The organism is Glycomyces sp. NPDC048151 (genome assembly GCF_043202775.1).
Taxonomy (GTDB): Bacteria; Actinomycetota; Actinomycetes; order Mycobacteriales; family Micromonosporaceae; genus Glycomyces.
In genome coordinates, this window is the sequence record NZ_JBIDBB010000010.1 from 189,874 (window position 1) to 208,169 (window position 18,296).

15 protein-coding genes are annotated in these 18,296 nt (G+C 70.4%); 9 read left to right on the forward strand and 6 right to left on the reverse strand.

Features of this window, described 5'->3' with window-relative positions; translation table 11 throughout:
* Window positions 1-92 precede the first annotated feature (92 nt).
* A complete protein-coding gene (locus tag ACGGCP_RS23630; RefSeq protein ID WP_392969998.1) occupies window positions 93-1,592 on the forward strand; it encodes a glycosyltransferase in 1,500 nt (499 codons plus the stop codon).
* A gap of 2 nt (window positions 1,593-1,594) precedes the next feature.
* Window positions 1,595-3,052, forward strand: coding sequence for a glycosyltransferase (locus ACGGCP_RS23635; protein WP_392970001.1), 1,458 nt, complete (start codon window positions 1,595-1,597; stop codon window positions 3,050-3,052).
* On the opposite strand, the gene ACGGCP_RS23640 is transcribed toward ACGGCP_RS23635, so the two are convergent.
* The gene (locus ACGGCP_RS23640) at window positions 2,969-4,141 is read right to left on the reverse strand and encodes a glycosyltransferase family 2 protein (RefSeq protein ID WP_392970004.1); all 1,173 of its coding nucleotides are present in this window, start codon (window positions 4,139-4,141) and stop codon (window positions 2,969-2,971) included. The two genes, ACGGCP_RS23635 and ACGGCP_RS23640, sit on opposite strands and share 84 nt — an antisense overlap.
* A 337-nt stretch (window positions 4,142-4,478) precedes the next feature.
* On the opposite strand from ACGGCP_RS23640, the gene ACGGCP_RS23645 reads away from it, so the two are divergent.
* Entirely contained in the window at window positions 4,479-5,756 is a 1,278-nt protein-coding gene (locus tag ACGGCP_RS23645; protein WP_392970007.1) for a nucleotide sugar dehydrogenase, read from the forward strand.
* A gap of 183 nt (window positions 5,757-5,939) precedes the next feature.
* On the opposite strand, the gene ACGGCP_RS23650 is transcribed toward ACGGCP_RS23645, so the two are convergent.
* Both ACGGCP_RS23650 and ACGGCP_RS23655 read right to left on the reverse strand, forming a co-directional pair.
* A complete protein-coding gene (locus tag ACGGCP_RS23650) occupies window positions 5,940-6,701 on the reverse strand; it encodes an ABC transporter permease (protein ID WP_392970010.1) in 762 nt (253 codons plus the stop codon).
* A gap of 2 nt (window positions 6,702-6,703) precedes the next feature.
* Window positions 6,704-7,672, reverse strand: a complete 969-nt coding sequence (locus tag ACGGCP_RS23655) for an ATP-binding cassette domain-containing protein (protein WP_392970012.1) — start codon at window positions 7,670-7,672, stop codon at window positions 6,704-6,706.
* A gap of 130 nt (window positions 7,673-7,802) precedes the next feature.
* Here ACGGCP_RS23655 and ACGGCP_RS23660 point away from each other — a divergent pair, with 130 nt between their 5' ends.
* The 3 genes from ACGGCP_RS23660 to ACGGCP_RS23670 all read left to right on the forward strand — a co-directional run bounded on the left by ACGGCP_RS23660 (window position 7,803) and on the right by ACGGCP_RS23670 (window position 12,001).
* The gene (locus ACGGCP_RS23660; RefSeq protein WP_392970015.1) at window positions 7,803-8,660 is read left to right on the forward strand and encodes a PadR family transcriptional regulator; all 858 of its coding nucleotides are present in this window, start codon (window positions 7,803-7,805) and stop codon (window positions 8,658-8,660) included.
* Entirely contained in the window at window positions 8,645-10,387 is a 1,743-nt protein-coding gene (locus ACGGCP_RS23665; protein WP_392970018.1) for an acetyl/propionyl/methylcrotonyl-CoA carboxylase subunit alpha, read from the forward strand. The genes ACGGCP_RS23660 and ACGGCP_RS23665 overlap by 16 nt, the downstream gene beginning before the upstream one ends.
* 177 nt (window positions 10,388-10,564) lie before the next feature.
* Window positions 10,565-12,001: a GuaB1 family IMP dehydrogenase-related protein gene (locus tag ACGGCP_RS23670; RefSeq protein ID WP_392970020.1), complete on the forward strand. Its 1,437-nt coding sequence runs from the start codon at window positions 10,565-10,567 to the stop codon at window positions 11,999-12,001.
* A gap of 503 nt (window positions 12,002-12,504) precedes the next feature.
* Here the strand turns inward: ACGGCP_RS23670 and ACGGCP_RS23675 are convergent.
* Together ACGGCP_RS23675 and ACGGCP_RS23680 are read right to left on the reverse strand one after the other, a co-directional pair.
* Window positions 12,505-13,146: a response regulator gene (locus ACGGCP_RS23675; protein ID WP_392970023.1), complete on the reverse strand. Its 642-nt coding sequence runs from the start codon at window positions 13,144-13,146 to the stop codon at window positions 12,505-12,507.
* On the reverse strand, window positions 13,143-14,012 hold the full coding sequence (locus tag ACGGCP_RS23680; RefSeq protein WP_392970026.1) for a sensor histidine kinase: 870 nt from the start codon (window positions 14,010-14,012) through the stop codon (window positions 13,143-13,145). Before ACGGCP_RS23680 ends, ACGGCP_RS23675 begins: the two co-directional genes overlap by 4 nt.
* Before the next feature lie 118 nt (window positions 14,013-14,130).
* On the opposite strand from ACGGCP_RS23680, the gene ACGGCP_RS23685 reads away from it, so the two are divergent.
* The 3 genes from ACGGCP_RS23685 (at window position 14,131) to ACGGCP_RS23695 (ending at window position 16,832) form a co-directional block, all read left to right on the forward strand.
* On the forward strand, window positions 14,131-14,868 hold the full coding sequence (locus ACGGCP_RS23685) for an ABC transporter ATP-binding protein (protein WP_392970028.1): 738 nt from the start codon (window positions 14,131-14,133) through the stop codon (window positions 14,866-14,868).
* Entirely contained in the window at window positions 14,865-15,620 is a 756-nt protein-coding gene (locus ACGGCP_RS23690; protein ID WP_392970031.1) for an ABC transporter permease, read from the forward strand. The genes ACGGCP_RS23685 and ACGGCP_RS23690 overlap by 4 nt, the downstream gene beginning before the upstream one ends.
* Window positions 15,621-15,830: 210 nt before the next feature.
* Entirely contained in the window at window positions 15,831-16,832 is a 1,002-nt protein-coding gene (locus ACGGCP_RS23695) for a hypothetical protein (RefSeq protein WP_392970033.1), read from the forward strand.
* Window positions 16,833-16,893: 61 nt separating this feature from the next.
* Here the strand turns inward: ACGGCP_RS23695 and ACGGCP_RS23700 are convergent, their stop codons facing one another.
* On the reverse strand, window positions 16,894-18,279 hold the full coding sequence (locus tag ACGGCP_RS23700; protein ID WP_392970036.1) for an NAD(P)H-quinone dehydrogenase: 1,386 nt from the start codon (window positions 18,277-18,279) through the stop codon (window positions 16,894-16,896).
* Window positions 18,280-18,296: the final 17 nt, after the last annotated feature.

Genomic DNA, 18,296 nt, shown 5'->3' on the forward strand with positions numbered 1-18,296 from the left:
ACGCGAACAATTGTCCTCAGTCGCGTAAACAGATGCTGAACTGGGAAGCCGGTCAATCCTCATGAATGGCCCCGGGATATCGTGGGCGCGAAATGAGCGACTCACCGAAACGCCCGCGCATCGTCCGCAACGACTATAGGGCCCTGCACCCGCCCACCTCGGGTGATTGGCGGCCGAGTCTCGCGGTAAGCGTCGTCGTACCGGCGTATGGGGGCCAAGCCGCACTCGACCTCGCATTGGCGGCCCTCGCCGCCCAGACCTATCCGGCGGACCTCATGGAAGTCGTCGTCGTCGACGACAATTCCACGCCCCCGCTGCGCCTCCCCGACTTGCGCCCCGAACACACCCGCCTCGTCGTCACCACAAGCGAGTCATGGGGATCCGCGCACGCCGTCAACACCGGCGCGGGCCACGCCGACGGGCAGGTCCTGCTGCGCCTCGACGCCGACATGCTCGCCTACCGCGACCACGTCGAAGCCCAGATGCGCTGGCACCACACCGCCGACTACCTCGCCGTCCTCGGCCACAAGCGTTTCACCGCATGGGAACCCGGCCGCTTCACCCCCGAGCAGGTCCACGAGAAGGTCCTCGCGGGCGAAGCCGAAGCGCTCTTCGCGGTCGAGGACGCGCAGCCGCACTGGATCGAGAACGTCATCGCCGACACCGGCGGCCTCGTCCAGCACCACCCCGGGATCTTCCGCGTCTTCGTCGGCGCCACCAACTCCCTCCACCGCGACCTCTTCAAGACCGTCGGCGGCCTCGACACCGACCTGCGCCTCGGTTCCGACACCGAGTTCGCCTACCGCCTCGCCCAGGCCGGCGCCGTGTTCGTCCCCGAGACCACCTCCTCCGCCTGGCACCTCGGCATGCCCCAGATGGTCCAGAAATGGGACGAGGGCCGCCACCAGCGCGTCCCCTACATCGCCCAGCGCGTCCCCCTCCACGGCATGCGCCGCACCGCCCCGCCCCGCGCCTGGCGCGTCCCCCTCGTCGACATGGTCGTCGACATCAAGGACGCCACCGCCGCCGACGTCGACGCCTGCGTCGCCCCCGTCCTCTCCGGACCCGACGGCGACATCCGCATCACCCTCGTCCACGGCAATGGCCCCGCCCCCCAGGACCGCGAATCCATCCTCGCCGGCGACGGCGCCCAGCAGCGCCTCATCGAAGAGGCCTACGACGCCGAAGCGCGCGTCCGCGTCACCGCCGAGACCCCCGCACCCGACCCCGCCGCCCCCTACCGGCTCCTCCTCCCCAAACCCGTCCCCCTGCGCCCGAACAGCGTCGGGAAACTCCTCGCCAGCATGGAACGCGCCGACGCCGGACTCGTCCTCGCCGCACTCCCCGACGCGCCCCCCGCCCGCCTCGAACGCACCGCCGCGTTCGCCCGCGCCCGCCACATCACCGGCGGCACCGCACTCGACGCCACCGTCGCCGGCATCTGGGGCGCCGCCCAGTACAGCGGCCTCGCCGCCCGCGAACCCGGCCCCACGGTGTACGAACCCGGCCCGCCCGACGCCGCCCGGCGCCTCGCCCGCCGCCTCTTCGACGCCCGCCAACGCGCCCGCCTGCGCGCCCTCCTGCGGCGGTGACCATGGACAACCCCGCCCTGCGCGGCAACGACTACGGGCCCCTCCAGCGCCCCGGCGACGACTGGACCCCGCGCCTCACCGTCAGCGTCGTCATCCCCGCCCACGGCCACCAGCACAAACTCGACGTCACCCTCGCCGCCCTCGCCGCCCAGACCTACCCGGCCGCGCTCTTCGAGACCGTCGTCGTCGACGACGGCTCCGACCCCGCCCTGCGCCTCCCCGACCTCCGGCCCGACAACACCCGCATCGTCGCGCCCCTGCCCGGCGGCTGGGCGTCCGCGCACGCCACCAACTCCGGTGCGGCCCAAAGCGACGGCGACGTCATCCTCCGCCTCGACGCCGACATGCTCGCCTTCGACGACCACGTCGCCTCCCAGCTGCGCTGGCACCACACCGCCGACTACCTCGCCGTCATGGGCCACAAGCGGTTCGTCGACTACCACGAGGGCGACCTCGACCCGGCCGCCGTGTACGACGCCGTCAAGGCGGGGAAAGCGGCCGACCTGTACGACACCGAACGCTCCGAACCGCAGTGGACCGAGCAGATCATCGACGCCGCGGCCGGGCTCCGCCAAGCCGACCACCGCGCCTTCCGCGTCCTCGTCGGCGCCTCGTTCTCCCTGCACCGCAGCCTCTTCGACGCCTCCGGCGGCATGGACGCCGACGTCCTCCTCGGCTCCGACACCATCTTCGGGTACCGGCTCCACCAAGCCGGGGCCGTGTTCGTCCCCGACGACCGCTCCTCCGCGTGGCACCTCGGCCCGCGCCAGATCGCCGAACGCGGCGCCCTCGCCAAGGCCTACCGGCGCCCCCGCATCGCCGGACGCGTCCCCGAACTCGACCTGAAGCGGCCCAGGGCCGCCCGGCTCTGGCCCACCCCCCTCGCCGACGTCGTCATCGACGCCGGAACCACACCGGACCCCGATCTCGAGTCCACTGTGGACACACTCCTGACCGGCACCGCACCCGACATCCGCGTCACCCTCACCGGCGACTGGCCCGCACCACACACCGGCCGCCACCCCATGCTCGACGACCCCGACCTCCCCGCCCGGCTCCTCCTCGAGACGTACAGCGGCGAACCCCGCGTGCGCTTCACCGACGCATTCCAGCCCGACCCCGAAGTGCCCTACACGATGCGCATGCCCGCCGCAGCCAGGCCCGGACCCGACACCGTCACCGCCGTCATCGCCTACGCCAACCGGCACCGGCTCGGCCTCGTCGAAGCCGCCACCCCCGAAGGCCTCGTCACCCTCGAACGCACCGCCGCCGCCGCACGCGCCGCACACCTCGACGTCAGCATCGAGAAAGTATGGGGCAGCGCCCGACTCGCCGGGCCGCTCACCGAAGCGTTCGCGGGCTCAGGAACCGCGGGATCAGGAACCGGAGACGCGCGGAGCGGGCAGCGTGGGCTGCGCGGCAAGGCCCGACGCGTCCTCCGACGCATGCTGGGCCACTGAGGCGCCCACCGAACTGTTCGCCGACGACGCCTCGACCTCAGAGGCCGTCGGCTCCGGCGACGGCGCCGGCACCCGCGGCCCCCCGTTCCGGTTGACGCGCTTCGCGATCCGGTACACCTGCCGGAACGCCTCGTACCCGACATAGGCGCGGGCCGCCAGCAGCCGCTGCTTCAGACCCGTGACACCCTGCGCGGGCCGCCACGCGTCCGGCCCCGGGTGGTAGCGGCGGTACAGCTCCGACGTGCGGCGGAAGAACTCGCGGCGCTTCTTCGGCTCGACCCGCTCGGTGTTGCCGATGACCAGCAGCAGATGCCACACCATGTGGTTGAACAGGGCGACCCGGACACCCGCGTCGTCGACGTCCTCGAAATCGTCCCACGTGCGCTGCCACTGCGTGAACACGTCGAAATGACGGTCGTCCCTGGTACGGGTGATCGACGACCCGGCGCGCTGGCGCCACTGGTAGCAGCATTCGACGACGACCGCGATCCGCTCGGCGCGGCGCAGCAGCGCGTACGTCCACGGGATGTCGGTGTACCAGCCGGTGGGGAAGCCGAGCCCGGTGCCGTCCAGGAACGCCCGGCGCGAGACCTTCGTCCACGGGGTGTGCGTGTAGTCGACGATGCGCGGCCACTCGGCGAGCGTGAAACCGGACGGGTCGGCCGGGCACTGCTCGGCGAGCTCGGGCAGCTCGCCCGACTCGATGAAGCCGGTGTCGCGGCGCTTCTCGTGCTGCACGAGCACGACGTCCGGCGGGCGGGGCACCGAGACGGCGGCGAGCACGCGCTCGACCGCACCGGGCTTGAGCTCGTCGTCGGCGTCGACGAACCACACGTAGTCGCCCTTCGCCTGCGCCAGACCGAAGTTGCGGGCCGGACCCGACCCGGCGTTCACCGGGGTGCTGATGACCCGCACGCGCGCGTCGCGGGCGGCGTAGCGCTCGGCGACGGCGCGGGAGCCGTCGGGCGAGCAGTCGTCGACGACGACGACCTCGAGCTCGTCCCCGCCGCCGTCGACGACGGTGTCGAGGCAACCGGGAAGGTACTTCTCGGCCTCGAATACGGGGATGACAATGCTCAGAGCGGGCATGGGTCGATAGTAGCCCCACCGGCACACCCGCATTGGCCGGAGAATAGGACCCGTGTCACGCCGCAGATAGGGCGTCCGCGCATGTAAACGGCGGATTTCCGCTGCCATTGAGAAACCGATTCGCGCTGGCCGTCACGACCCAAAAGAATGGTGAACTCTTTTCGAGCGAGAGATGAACAGTCCGGCAATGCAACGAAAGGCTGTACCAAAGATGTCGCCGAAATGAACTCACGACCTACAAATATCTGTGTCTCACCTGGTCAGGGTGGTGGTACTCGCCATTGCTAATGTTGATCAGAGCACCCCGAGACGTCTCTGAATCGCAAAGGACTCCACTGTGGCAACTGTTGACGGAGCAGCGCGCCCGATCGACCTGGTCGTGGTCGGCCAAGGATACGTCGGCCTGCCGCTCGCGCAGGCGGCGATCGCCAAGGGCCTCACCGTGGTGGGCCTCGACCGCTCGCAGTCGGTCGTGGACGCTCTCAACGCCGGCTCCAGCCACATCGACGACATCTCGAACGCCGAACTCGACGCCATGCTCAGCGGCGGCTACACCGCCTCGACCGACGCCGCAGTGCAGGCCCGCGCGAAGGCGATCGTCATCTGCGTGCCGACCCCGCTCGGCGAAGCAGGCGGACCCGACCTCGCCGCCGTCATCGGCGCGTCCCACGCCGCCGGGCGGCACGTCCAGCGCGGCGCGCTCGTCGTCCTGGAGTCGACCACGTACCCGGGCACGACCGAAGAGGTCGTCGCGCCGATCCTCCGCGAGGAGTCCGGGCTCGAGCCGGGCGTCGACTTCCACCTCGCGTTCTCGCCCGAGCGGGTCGACCCGGGCAACCCCGTCTACGGGATCGTCAACACCCCCAAGGTCGTCGGCGGCCTCACCCCGGCGTGCACGGCGGCCGCGGAGGCCCTGTACTCGAAGTTCATCGACCGCGTGGTGCTGGCAAAGGGCCCGCGCGAGGCCGAGATGGCGAAGCTGCTGGAGAACACGTACCGGCACGTGAACATCGCGCTCGTCAACGAGATGGCCGTGTTCTGCCAGGAGCTCGGCGTGGACCTGTGGGACGCGATCAACCTCGCGAAGACGAAGCCGTTCGGGTACCAGGCGTTCTACCCCGGGCCCGGCGTCGGCGGGCACTGCATCCCGATCGACCCGAACTACCTGTCGTACAAGGTGCGGACCCTCGGCTACCCGTTCCGGTTCGTGGAGCTGGCGCAGGAGATCAACAACCGCATGCCCGAGTACGTCGTACAGCGCGCGATGGCGAAGCTGAACGCCGACGGGCTCGCGCTCTCGCGCGCCCGCGTGCTCCTGCTCGGCGTCACCTACAAGCCCGACATCGCCGACCAGCGCGAGTCGCCCTCGACGCCGGTGGCGCGCAAGCTCATCGCCGCGGGCGCGGAACTCGCCTACCACGACCCGCACGTGCCGGCCTGGTCCGTGGGGACGCAGCAGGTCGAGCGCGTCGTCGACCTCGCGACCGCGAAGGCCGACCTGATCGTGCTGCTCACCAACCACGCCGAGTACGAGGCCGCCGCGCTCCCGGCGGGGGTGCCGGTGCTGGACACGCGCGGGGCGCTGCGCGGAGTCGCGGGCGTGGAGGCCCTCTAGGGCCGAACCCGCCCCCGGGCAGCCCCCCGCCCTCCCTGGGGGGGCGACCCCGATTCAAGTGTTTCGCGCGGGTCCGACAGAAAACCCCGGTTCTTACCGTCGTAAACGAAAATGTCACCCGGAAGAGTGAGCAAACCGCCGCGAGCCTCACGGCTCGCGGCGGTTCCGCGTTCGCTGCGGCGCCTAAGCGACCGCGCGGGCGAACTTCCTCGTCGCCCACCACACCAGCACGAGCGTGAGCGCCCCGAGGATCACCGGGGCCTGCCACACGACCGCGGTCGACAGCTCGCCGGCGAACAGGTCGCGCGATGCCTGCACCGCGTAGTAGAACGGGTTGAAGTCGGCCACGTTCTGCAGCCACTGCGGCGCCATCACCATCGGCAGCATGATGCCCGAGATGAGCATGATCGGCTGCACGAGCGTGTTGATCGTCGGCGCCATCGCGTCCTCGCTCTTGAGGATGATCGCCAGGCCCAGCGACACGGCCGCGAGCATGAACGCCGTCAGCATCACGATGAGGAGCATGAGCCCGACGCCGGGCCAGTAGATGTCGAGCTTCCCGGTCAGCGACGCGAGCAGCACCAGCGCGAGCGACTGGAACAGCGTGGTCGTCACCGTCGACAGCGTGCGCCCGAGCATGAGCGCGACCCGGCTCACGGGGGTCACGCGCATCCGCTCGATCACGCCCTGCCGCAGCTCCGCGATGAGGCCGAAGCCGACGAACGCCGAGCCGAACAGCGCCATCATGATGATGAGGCCGGGCACGAACGTCTCCATCGCGCCGTTCTCGAAGCCGGGCATCCCGTCCATCGGCTCGAGCAGCGGCGCGAACAGGAACAGGAAGTAGATCGGCTGCACCAGCATGACGATGAGCCACACCGGCTGCTTCAGGTTGAGCTTCATGGCCCGGGAGTAGACGAGCCAGGTGTCGCGGACGGTCTTCACCGTTATTTCTCCTCTCGCAGCGACCGGCCGGTCTGCTTCAGGAAGACGTCGTCGAGGCTGGGCCGGTGCAGCTCGATGGAGGCCGGGGAGATCGCGGCGGCGTCGAGGCCGCGCAGGAGCTCGGGGAGGGCGGCCGCGCCGTCCTCGACGTAGAGGCGCAGGACGGCGACGCCGGTCGCCGGGTCGGGTGCGCCCGCCTCGACCTCGCGCACGAAGTCCTTGGCGGCGAACAGGTCCCGGGCCTCGTCGGCGCGGTCGGCGACGCCGACGGCGACGACGTCCCCCGCGACCTCCTTCTTGAGCTCGAGCGGAGTGCCCTCGGCGACGATCTCGCCGTGGTCGATGATCGCGAGCCGGTCGCACAAGGCGTCGGCCTCGTCGAGGTAGTGCGTGGTCAGGAAGATCGCGGTGCCGCGGTCGCGCAGGGCCCGCACCTCGTCCCACATGTGGGCGCGCGACTGCGGGTCGAGGCCGGTCGTGGGCTCGTCGAGGAAGAGCAGCTTCGGCTCGTGCATGATGCCGAGCGCGATGTCGAGGCGGCGCTTCTGGCCGCCGGAGTAGGTCTTGACGTTGCGGTCGGCGTACTCGCCGAGCTGGAACGACTCGAGGACCTCGACGGCGCGGGCCTGCGCCGCCTTCTTCGACATGCCGTACAGGCGGCCCTGCATGACCAGTTCCTCGCGGGCGGTGACCTCGCCCCAGGTGCCGCCGGCCTGGCCGACGTAGCCGATGTCGCGGCGGACCTTCGCGGACTCGCGGGCCAGGTCGTGGCCGCAGACGACGGCGTGGCCGTCGGTGGGCTCGATGAGGGTGCTGAGCATCCGCATCGTGGTGGTCTTGCCGGCGCCGTTGGGGCCGAGGAGGCCGAAGACCTCGCCCTCCTTCACGGCCAGGTCGACGCCGCGGACGGCCTCGACCTCCTTGCCGCGGGACTTGAAGGTCTTCTTCAGCCCCTTGGTCTCGATGAGCATGGGTACCTCACGGGTGGTTGAACGATATTCCTATTTCCTTGTTCAACGTTGACTATAACCATGGCGTATCCGAGGGCACAACCAGGTATACGAGCAACCGTGAGATTAGTCAAAGCGATAATATTGCGGCATGTGGAGTACGCGTCTTCTCGTCCTCGGCCTCGTCCGGTGGCTCGGTCCCGTCCACGGCTACCTCGTCAGGCGGGAGCTGGACACGTGGCGGATGCCCGGCAAGCCCGAGATCGGCGCGGGCTCGATCTACCACGCGCTCAAGCGGCTCACCGCCGACGGCCGCATCGAGGTCGTCGCCACCGAGTCGGTCGACGCGCGCCCGGCCCGGACCACGTACCAGATCACCGCGCAGGGCGAGGCGGAGTTCCAGCGGACCCTGCGGGAGAAGCTGTGGGAGGTCGAGGGCGGCGAGGACCCGTTCGCCACCGCGTGGTCCTTCGCGCTGGTCCTCACCCCCGCCGAGAACATCGCGCTGCTGCGCCAGCGCGCCGAGGTGCTCTTCTCCCGCGTCGAGCAGGTGACGGTGCTGCTCGCGGCCACCACCCCCGAGTTCACCCCCGGCGAGGAGGGCGCCTTCGTACCGGCGCACGCGCGCGCGATGATGAAGCGCCAGATCGACCTGTGGATCACCGACGCCGAATGGTGCGAGGCCACGGCCGCACGGATCGAGAGCGGCGACCTCGTGCTCGGCCCCGACCTCGACGCCGAGCACGCCGCGTACTGGCGCGAGGCGATCAAGGGCGACCGGTTCCTCGACAACGCGAAGGAGCGGCAGGCGATGATCGACGACGTCGCGTCCTCCCACGAGGACCTGAACGGCCGTTTAGGAGATCATCCGAAAAAATCGACAACCCTCCTTATGGAGACCCTCCAAAGTGTGGGCGGTATATGTCAGTTCGTCCGGGCCCTAGGTGATGGCGACCCCCCAACCTCCGATACACGGCCATTACACTGCGGAACGTGCGCAAGGTTTTGATCGCCAACCGCGGCGAGATCGCAGTGAGAGTCATCCGGGCCTGCCGGGACGCCGGGTACGAGTCCGTCGCCGTCTACGCCGACGGCGACCGCGACGCACCCCACACCCTCCTGGCCGACGAGGCCTTCGCCCTCGACGGCCTCACCGCCGCCGACACCTACCTGCGGATCGACAAGCTGCTGCGGATCGCCGAGCGGTCCGAAGCCGACGCCGTCCACCCCGGGTACGGGTTCCTCTCCGAGAACGCCGAGTTCGCGCAGGCCGTGATCGACGCCGGGCTCACCTGGATCGGCCCGACCCCGCAGTCCATCCGCGACCTCGGCGACAAGGTCACCGCGCGCCACCTCGCCATGAAGGCGAACGTGCCGCTGGTGCCCGGCACCAAGGACCCGGTGAAGGACGCGAGCGAGATCCTCGCGTTCGCCGACGAGCACGGCCTGCCCGTCGCGATCAAGGCCGCCTTCGGCGGCGGCGGGCGCGGCCTCAAGGTCGCCCGCGAGCGCGACGAGATCCCCGCGATGTTCGAGTCCGCCGTCCGCGAGGCCGAGGCCGCGTTCGGGCGCGGCGAGTGCTTCGTCGAGCGCTACCTCGACCGGCCCCGCCACGTCGAGGCGCAGGTCCTCGCCGACACGCACGGCAACGTCATCGTCGTCGGCACCCGCGACTGCTCCCTGCAGCGCCGCCACCAGAAGCTCGTCGAGGAGGCCCCCGCGCCGTTCCTCACCGACGAGCAGCGCGCCGTCATCCACAACGCCGCCAAGGCGATCTGCAAGGAAGCCGACTACCACGGCGCCGGCACGGTCGAGTTCCTCGTCGCCGTCGACGGCACCATCTCGTTCCTCGAGGTGAACACGCGCCTCCAGGTCGAGCACCCGGTCTCCGAGGAGACCAGCGGCCTCGACCTCGTGCGCGAGCAGTTCCGCATCGCCTCCGGCGAGGCCGTCCCGCTCACCGAGGACCCCGCGCCGCGCGGCCACTCCATCGAGTTCCGCATCAACGGCGAGGACCCCGGCCGCGGGTTCCTGCCCGCGCCCGGCGCCGTCACGAAGCTGCGGCTCCCCGCCGGGCCGGGCGTCCGCGTCGACACCGGCATCGAAGAGGGCACCGTCATCGACGGGAACTTCGACTCGCTGCTCGCGAAGGTCATCGTCACCGCCTCCACGCGCGAGGAGGCGCTGCGCCGCTCCCGCCGGGCCCTGGCCGAGATGGAGGTCGAGGGGCTCGCGACGGTGCTTCCGTTCCACCGGGCGGTCATCGACGACCCGGCGTTCGCGGAGGACTTCACCGTCCACACCCGCTGGATCGAGACCGAGTGGGACAACACGCTCGAGCCGTACGGCGCGGGCACCGCCGGCGGCGGCGACAGCGAGGAGCGCACCAGCCTCGTGGTCGAGGTCGGCGGCAAGCGCCTCGAAGTGTCGATCCCGGCCGGGCTCCTCAACCCGGTCGCGTCGAACAAGCCGAAGAAGCGCGGCCCGAAGAAGCAGGCCGACGCGGGCCCGGCGATCGGCGGCGACGGCCTCCCGTCCCCCATGCAGGGCACCATCGTCAAGGTCGCCGTGGCCGACGGGCAGTCCGTCGTCAAGGGCGACACGATCGTGGTCCTCGAGGCCATGAAGATGGAGCAGCCCATCGAGGCGCACAAGTCCGGCACGGTCTCGGGGCTCGAAGTCGGCATCGGCGACGTCGTGGCCGCCGGGGCCCCGATCTGCCAGATCTCGGAGTGAGCCGCGTAACCGATCTGTCAGATCGCAGACTTACAACCGGCCGTTTGTAGAGGGACAATAGTCAGTGCTGTGCGTAGCACCACAAGCACTGCTCTCATCGACCGAAAACGGGTTAGGGTTCCCGGCGGCGGAAAATCCTCCGTCCGGAACCCGACCACTCCCTACAGGGGGACAGCCATGCGCTTCATCGACGGACAACCCGGCCACGACCTCACCTACTCGGACGTGTTCATGGTCCCGAACCGGTCGAGCGTGGCCTCCCGCCTCGACGTCGACCTGTCGACCGCCGACGGCACCGGGAACTCCATCCCGATCATCGCGGCCAACATGACCGCGGTCTCGGGTCGGCGCATGGCCGAGACCCTCGCCCGACGCGGCGCCCTCGCGGTCATCCCCCAGGACATCCCCGTCGACGTCGTCGCCGACGTCATCGCCCGCGTCAAGTCCCGCCCGCTCGACTGCGACGCGGCCCTGACCCTGCCGCCGACCGCCACGGTGGCCGAGGCGATCGCCCTGTTCCCCAAGCGCGCCCACGGCGCGGTCATCGTCACCGACTCCGAGCGCCGCCCGCTCGGCGTCGTCACCGAGGCCGACTGCCGCGGCGTCGACCGCTTCACGCAGCTCGAACAGGTCGCGTCCGACCGGCTCGTCACGCTCCCCATGGGCATCTCGAACGCCGAGGCGTTCAAGATCCTCGAGGACGCGAACATCAAGCTCGCGCCTGTCCTCGACGCCGAAGGCCGCCTCCACGGCGTCCTCACCCGGGCCGGCGCCCTGCGCAACACGATCTACCGGCCCAACACCGACGCCGACGGGAAGCTCCGCGTCGCGGTCGCCATCGGCATCAACGGCGACGTCACCGGCAAGGCCGCGGCGCTCGTCGAGGCCGGAGCCGACGTGATCGTCGTCGACACCGCCCACGGCCACCAGGAGAAGATGCTCGACGCGCTCAAGCTCGTGCGCGACGCCGCCCCGAACCTGCCGATCGCCGCGGGCAACGTCGTCACCGCCGAAGGCGCCACCGACCTCATCAACGCGGGCGCCGACATCATCAAGGTCGGCGTCGGCCCCGGCGCCATGTGCACCACCCGCATGATGACCGGCGTCGGCCGGCCCCAGTTCTCCGCGGTCCTCGAATGCTCCGCGACCGCCCGCCGCCACGGCAAGCACGTGTGGGCCGACGGCGGCGTGCGCCACCCGCGCGACGTGGCCCTCGCGCTCGCCGCGGGCGCCTCGAACGTCATGATCGGCTCCTGGTTCGCCGGGACCCACGAGTCCCCCGGCGACATGCACTACGACGCCGACGGCCGGCCCTTCAAGGAGTCGTTCGGCATGGCCTCGGCGCGGGCCGTCAAGGCCCGCAGCGCGAGCGACTCATCGTTCGACCAGGCCCGCAAGGCCCTGTTCGAGGAAGGCATCTCGACCGGCCGGATGTACCTGGACCAGAAGCGCCCCGGCGTGGAGGACCTGCTCGACTCGATCGTCGCGGGCGTGCGCTCCGCGGCGACCTACGCGGGGGCGACGACCCTGGAAGAGTTCCACGAGCGGGCCGCCGTCGGTGTGCAGTCCGCGGCGGGCTACACCGAGGGGGCGCCGGTCCCGAGCAGCTGGTAAGCGCCGCAAGCGAATCCGTGGGCGTCCGCCGGTAGGCGGGCGCCTTCGGTGTTCTTGGGTGTTCTTCGGTGCTGTACGGGCTCGTGTCGGTCCTCGTGGTGCATTTGGTGCCGTGCGGGTTTGTGCTGGTCCTCGTCGTTTCTTTGGCGCCTGGGCCCGTGGTGGTCTTTGTCGTGTGTTTGGTGCGGGCGCATCGGCTGGGTGCCGATGCGCCCGCGTTCTTCCTCGCGAGGTGTCCTGGCAGGAGCCGCGCGGGAGTGCACTCCCGCGCGGTCTTCGGGGGCGGCCCCCGGGGTTCCCACATCGCCGCCAGTCCTGCCAGGACCAGGTCTCCGCTCCGCACTTCCACCACCACCGGCGGAACGACCGTTTTTTATCTATCAACAATCACATGCCCGGCAACACCTGCCAAGAACTATTTTCCTGCCTGTGGATAACTATGCGAGTGTTTGTTATTTTGCCTGATGGGGTGCGGTGAAGTTATCCACAGGGTGGTGGGGCGCTTAGTTTTTGGCGTCTCTTGCGAGCATCGCGGCCTGGACTCTGTTGGTGCAGCCGAGTTTCGCCAGGATCCGGCTCACGTAGGTCTTCACGGTCGCTTCGCTCATGTGGACAGTGCTTGCGATCTCCGCGTTCGAGAGGCCCTCGGCTATCGCTTCGAGTACTTCGCGTTCGCGGGCGGCGAGCCGGGCGACGCGTTCGACTGCGTCGCGGCGGCGAGGAGCGGATTCAGGGGCCACGAGGCCGAGCACCATCCGGGTCACTACTGGTGAGAGGTAGGCCTCGCCTGCCGCGACTGCGCGTACGGCGGTCACCAGTTCTTCTGGAGTGCAGGTCTTCAGTACGAAACCGGCAGCGCCTTGCGCTACTGCGGCGAGCACGTTCTCCTGGTCGCCGAAGGAGGTCAGGATCAGCGCCCGGGTGCCCGGCGATGCCGCAGCGAGGCCGTTGAGGACCTCCAGGCCGCCGGTTCCCGGCATGTGCAGGTCGAGCAGGGCTACTTCCGGGTGGTGTTCGGTGACGGCGGCGAGGGCTTCGTTTCCGTTGTTGGCTGTTGCGACGACTGATATTCCTGCCGTCTCCAGGACAATGCGGACTCCTTCGACCACGAGCGGCTCGTCGTCGGCGATCACGACCCTGGTCATCCGGCCTGGACTCCCGCGATCGAGGTGAGCGGGAGCAGCACCAGGAGCAGGACGACCGTGCCGATCGCCGCCGCGCGGGCGGCGCGCGGGAGGGACGGGCGGGTCGACGGCAGGGGCAGCATCGCGCTCAGCCGGAACCGGTCGGCGTCGGCGCGTCGGTCGAGCAGGCCGCCCGCGGCGTCGACACGCTCCCGCAGGCCCGCGATGCCGTGGCCCCCTGGGAGGTCCGCCGGAGCGGCCGCGGAGAGCGGGTTCTCGACGGACACCAGGAGCGCGTCGTCCTCCCAGGTGACCGTCGCCCGCACGGGTTCGCCCGGGGCGTGCTTCGCCGCGTTCGCGAGGCCCTCCTCGAGCACGGCGTAGGCGGCGCGGGCGGTCACGGCGGGGAGCGGTGCGGGTTCGCCTTCGTGGCGCAGTTCGACCGCCACGCCTGACTCGACGAATGCCGCGGCGAGCGTCGCGGCCTCGGCCTGGTCGAACCCGGTTTCGGTCTCGGATCCGGTGCGCAGCAGGGAGACGAGGCCGTGGAGATCCTCGACGGCGGCGCGCACGGTGTCGCCGACCTGCCTCGTCTCAGCGCGGCGGGCCGGATCGGTCTCGCGGACCTCGAGGGCCGCGACCTGGACTGCGGCGAGGCCCAGGCGGCGGCCGATGCGGTCGTGCATGTCGCGGGCGAGGCGGAGCCGCTCGCGTTCGACGGCCACCTCCTGCTCGCGTATGGACCGGCGGTACCGCTGCCAGAGCGCGACGACGACGGCCGCGGCGAGCAGCCCGAGGATCCCGGCAGGGATCGGCCCCGCGGGAAGGAACGCGAGGACGGCGAACTCGGCCAGCACGATCGCCACGGTCGCGAGCAGACCTTTCATACGGCAACCCTACGCAGCCCGCCGCGGAGGCCGGGCTGGCGGCGGGTTCACTTTCGTCGATTTCTTCCGCTACTTCCGGCGACTGTCGGGGACGAGTCTCGGTTTCTACGTTGGATCCGTGATCGACGTCAGGAATTTGACCAAGCGGTACCGCGGCGGCACGGCCGTCGACGACCTCTCATTCACCGTGGAGCCCGGTCGCGTGACCGGCTTCCTCGGCCCCAACGGCGCGGGCAAGTCCACCACGATCCGGCTCATCCTCGGCCTCGACCGGCCGACGAGCGGCATCGCCACAGTGCGGGGAAAGCCGTACCGGTCCATCGAGCGGCCGCTCACGGCCGTCGGGGCGCTGCTGGACGCCGGGGACCTGCATCCGACGCGCAGCGTCCGGGAGCACCTGCGCTGGATCGCGCGGACGAACGGCATCGGCGAGGCCCGGATCGGCGAAGTCCTGGAGGCGACCGGGATGGCGGGGGCGGCGCGGAAGCGCGCGAAGACCCTCTCGCTCGGCATGAAGCAGCGCCTCGGCGTGGCCGCGGCGCTGCTCGGCGACCCGGAGGTGCTCATCCTGGACGAACCGGTGAACGGGCTCGACCCCGAAGGGGTGGTGTGGATCCGGAACCTGATGAAGGGGCTCGCGGCCGAGGGCCGCACCGTGCTCGTGTCGAGCCATCTGATGTCGGAGATGGCGTTGACGGCGGAGCACCTGGTCGTCATCGGGCGCGGCCGGCTCCTCGCCGATACGTCCACTGAGGAGTTCATTACGGCGCACGCCCCGGGCGGCGCGAGCCTGGAGGAGGCGTTCATGCGGTTGACGGGCGCGTCGGTCGAGTTCCGGTCGGGAGGTCTGCGGTGAAGGCGTTCGGGCAGGCGGTCTCGGCGGAGTGGGTGAAGATCCGCTCTGTCAGGTCCACAGTGGTGACCCTGGGTTTGTTCGCGTTCGTCGCGCTCGGACTGGGCTGGGTGGTCGCGAACGGGTTCAGCGCGGGCGGTCCGGCGACGGACGCGCTGCTGCCGGTGTTCTTCGGGCTGCTGACGGCGCAGCTGGTGCTGGTGACGTTCGCGGTGGCGACCGTGGGGTCGGAGTTCTCGACGGGCACGATCCGGGCGTCGCTGGCGGCGGTGCCCTCGCGCGGGCGGCTGTTCGCGGCGAAGATGACCTTGCTCGGGGCGACCGTGGCCGTCGCCGCGCTGGTCGTGGAGCTCGCGGTGTTCGGGCTCGTGCGGCTCATGCTCGGGGAGGCGGCGGCGCCGCTCGACGAATGGTGGACCTTGGAGTCGCTGCTGGGCGGCTGGATCCATCTGACGCTGCTGAGCGTGTTCACCGCGGCGGTCGCGGTGATGCTGCGCAGCACGGTGGTGACGCTGTCGATCCTGCTGCCGGTGCTGTTCCTGTCGGGCCAGGGCCTGGGGAACCTGGAGGCGATCAAGCCGGTCGTCCAGTACTTCCCCGACCAGGTGGGCATGGTGATCATGCACTTGACGCAGCCGGGCCACCCGCAGTTCGGACGGGACTACGGACCATGGGAGGGCATCGCGATCCTGGTGCTGTGGACGGCGGCGGCGCTCGCCGGCGGATGGTTCGCCATGCGGCGCAGAGACGCCTGAACCGGGACGCCCGGGACAGGATGCCAGGAAGGGCCGCCGCGGCGACACGCCGCGGCGGCCCATTGTCAGTTGCTTGTAGACAGTGCACACTTACCCGAACAGAGTTCATCGCTCTATGTGTTCATATAGCTTCATTCTGTAATCGGCCTGGATTCGCCGGGTCGCGGACTTCCCGGGCGCCGCCGGCGTCCTGTCGCAGAAGGAGCACCAGTGAAACGCATTGCCATGGCCGGGGCGGGCTCGATGCTCCTCGCCGCCGCGCTCGCCGCCGTCCCCGCCTCCGCCGGGGCCGAGGACGCCGAAGAGAAGAAGCAGGTCCTGGTCTCGGCCCCGATGACAGGGGACGGCGAGAACCTTCCGGACACGGTGCTCTCGCTCGACGCGTGCCTCACCGGCCAGACCATCCCGGTCGGCCCTTCAGGGTGGCCCGCCTGCAACGACCTGACCGGCCCGGTCCCCGAAGCCGGCAAGACGCCCGGCTACCTGCAGCTCACCGACGCCAGCAACCACAACACCGGCGCGGCGATCCTCAACAAGGCCCTGCCGAACAAGGGCGGCATCGAGGTCACCTTCGCGCAGTACCAGTACGGCGGGACCGGCGCGGACGGCATCTCGTTCTTCCTCGTGGACGGCGAGACCGACCTGACCGAGTCGGGCGCGTTCGGCGGCAGCCTCGGCTACGCCCAGCTCGGCGACATCCCCGGCGTCGACGGCGGCTACCTCGGCCTCGGCCTCGACGCGTGGGGGAACTTCTCGGCCGACACCGAGGGGCGCGGCACCGGCTGCCCCGAGGACTACCAGGCCCCCGAGTACCTGCGGACCGCGTTCAACCGCGCGCCCGACAACGTGGCCCTGCGCGGGCCCGGCCAGGGGCTCGAGGGCTACTGCCTGCTGGCGACCACCGCGACCGACGAGAAGATCGGCACCGTGAGCAACGGCGACCTGTACGGGACGACCTTCCCCGAGAGCCTGCGCAGCGAGTCGATCGACGACGCCAAGCGCCTCGTCAAGCTCAAGGTCACCGGCGGCGACCAGCCGAAGGTCACCGTCGACCTCGACTTCCTGGACGGCGGCGGCTGGCAGCGGGTCCTGGAGACCTCGGTCCCGTTCGCGGCGCCCGAGACGTTCAAGATCGGGTTCGCTTCCTCGACCGGCGGGAAGACGGACGTGCACCTCATCCGGCACCTGCGTGTGGAGACCTTCGTCGACTAGGGATGGAGCGAGCAGCGAAAGAGGGCCCGCGGCGGAAGCCGCGGGCCCTCTTTCGCGCGTGTCAGAACTCCATGAGCTGGCGGGCGGCCTCGGCGACCGAGCCCGACAGGGACGGGTAGATCGTGAACGTCCGCGCGACCTGCTCCACGGTGAGGCGCTGCTCCACCGCGAGCGCGATCGGCGTGATGAGCTCGGAGGCGCGGGAGCCGACGACGACGCCGCCGGCGACGATGCCGGAGGAGTTCCACGCGAAGAGCTTCACGAAGCCCTCGGTGCGGTCGACCATCTTGGCGCGGGGGTTGGAGGCGAACGGGAGGAGGACGCCGCGGCAGTCCACTTTGCCGGAGTCGACGTCGGCCTGGGTGACGCCGACGGAGGCGAGTTCGGGGTCGGTGAAGACGTTCGCGGCGACGTGGGCGAGCTTGATGGGGCGGACGGCTTCGCCGAGGGCGTGCCAGATGGCGATGCGGCCCTGCATGGCGGCGACGGAGGCGAGGGCGTGGACGCCGGTGACGTCGCCCGCGGCGTAGACGCCGGGGACGTTGGTGCGGGAGACCTTGTCGACGGGGATGAAGCCCTGCTCGCTGATGTTGACGCCGTAGGCGTGGAGGCCGAGGTTGTCGGAGTTGGGGATGGATCCGACGCAGATGAGGGCGTGGGTGCCTTCGATGACGGTGCCGTCGTCGAGTTCGACTTCGACGCCGGTGTCGGTGCGGCGGGCGGCGGCGGCGCGGGAGTGGTTGCGGACGTCCATGCCGCGGCGGACGAAGACGCGGCCGACGGTCTCGGCGGCTTCGGCGTCCTCGTGGGGCATGACGCGGTCGCGGGAGGAGATGAGGGTGACGCGGGAGCCCATGGCGAGGTAGGCGGAGGCGAATTCGGCGCCGGTGACGCCGGAGCCGACGACGATGAGGTGCTCGGGGAGCTCTTTGAGGTCGTAGAGCTGGCGCCAGGTGAGGATGCGTTCGCCGTCGACGGGGGCGGAGGTGAGGGTGCGGGGGGTGGCGCCGGTGGCGATGAGGACGATGTCGGCGTCGGTGTCGAACGGGTCGCCTTCGAGGGGGACGACGTGGAGTTCGTGGACGTAGTTGTAGCCCTTGTCGACGCGGAGTGCGGCGCGGCCGTAGACGATGTCGACGCCGGCGTTGACGAGCTTCTGGGCGATGTCGGCGGACTGCTGGGTGGCGAGGCGGCGGACGCGGCCGTTGACGGCGGCGGGGTCGGCGGTGGCCTCTTTGGTGCCGACGCCGAGCTCGGAGGACTCGTGGATCTCGGTGAGGACGGCGGAGGCGGCGATGAAGGTCTTGGAGGGGACGCAGTCGGAGAGGACGCAGGCGCCGCCCGCGCCGGTGGCCTCGACGAGGGTGACGTCGGCGCCGAGTTGGGCCGCTACGAGGGCGGCTTCGTACCCGGCGGGGCCTCCGCCGATGATCGCTACTCGTGCCACGGTGCGCCTTTCGGTGT